At 40.4% G+C, this 1,438-nt stretch carries 2 protein-coding genes; both read left to right on the top strand.

Annotated features, from left to right (window positions below; all coding sequences use genetic code 11):
* Positions 1-784: RHS repeat-associated core domain-containing protein (locus EDM60_RS28990; protein ID WP_208715262.1), on the top strand; the 784-nt coding region annotated here is incomplete at its 5' end.
* Between the two features lie 63 nt (positions 785-847).
* Positions 848-1,180 (top strand): epimerase, encoded by a 333-nt coding sequence (locus EDM60_RS28165; RefSeq protein ID WP_229049917.1) that lies wholly within the window; start codon positions 848-850, stop codon positions 1,178-1,180.
* Positions 1,181-1,438: the final 258 nt, after the last annotated feature.

Consider the following 1,438-nt stretch of genomic DNA (forward strand, 5'->3'; position numbering starts at 1 on the left):
GATGTACGACAAGGAGAGCGGTTTTTACTACTTGCGGGCGCGGTATTATGATCCGAAGATGGGGAGGTTTATATCGGAGGATACGTATAAGGGGCAAGTGGATAATCCGCTTAGTTTGAATCGGTATACGTATGTGGAGAATAATCCGTTGAGGTATGTTGACCCAACGGGGCACTGGAAACAAGGAGACGAGTTATTACCTTCCAACATTCAAGACCAAATTAGAGTTTTTACTAAGATGTGGGAGAATGGGGACGCTCATACAAAAGTAATTGCTGAAATGTCTGCTGATTATCTCAGAGACCAGTACATGTATAGTGTTGCCAATGAAATTGATAAAGTGGTATATAATATCCAGTTAATGTCATCACTTGACAGTCTGATGACTAATGCTGGAAAAGCACTAAGTAATCAATTGCGTAAGGATATCGCAAAGCAACTCGGAAAATATAAAGATGTTGGTGGGCATCATGTTCATGCGAAGGCTGGATTTAAAGGACATGCAACGTATAGTCCAGAAGAGGGATTTGCTATAAGCCAATCATTTATGAAAGAACGAGGGTGGAGTCATCAAGATATGACTACAGCACAACGTCGTCTCTTCAAGGAACTTAAAGAAAGTGGTAGACCGAACACATTGTTTGAGCACACAAGAATTGCAGTAGAAGCGTTAAAAGCAGGGGGAGCATCCAGAGATGAAGCAAGATATCTTGTTACGCAGTCCTTGCTCAATTTACGAGAACAGCTTGTTCGAAACCCAACAAGAATCCCTTGGTATGACTGACAAAATACAGAAAGGAAAGTTGATATGAGTAAGCGACCCTTGGATTACTTTGGAGAAGTATTGATGCAAAAGGTACGTGATGAAGCAATTGATGACTGGGATAGAATTATTACAGGAGGGATGAAAAGCCCCAGAGCACAAATGGTTTACAATAAAATCATTGAAGAAAACCCAGCTTCAGTTGAGTTGCTTAAATGGATAATTCCTAAAATTGTAGATACAACATTACACCATCTACTTTGCACGCTTGAACAAGAAGAAGGAATAGTTATCAAAGTAATTAGCGATGATGAACAGGTTGAAAGTATTAGAGATGTAAGTGATGGTTTGGCAGGCGAATTGTATACAGAAGACGGTTGGATAACTCGATTCAGTAAGCAACGATACGAGGAATAGAAGTTAACATTTAAGAAATAGTAGACCCTAGGTGATTACAAACATCATCTAGGGTCTTCATATCTTAGTGTCTACTCAGTCCTGAACGATGCTTTATAGTTCTATAGAAAAAGGAGGACATTTGAAGTAACCCCCCAGTGCCGAATGAACCGACTTGGATCGGCTACAGTGAATTGGACAATTCTCTTAGGGTCTAGTAGATTGAAATCAAATCGACATGGAACGGAGAGAATGTCATGGGGAAACGTGAGCGTCGGT

The organism is Brevibacillus parabrevis (genome assembly GCF_003710905.1).
Lineage (GTDB): Bacteria > Bacillota > Bacilli > Brevibacillales > Brevibacillaceae > Brevibacillus > Brevibacillus parabrevis.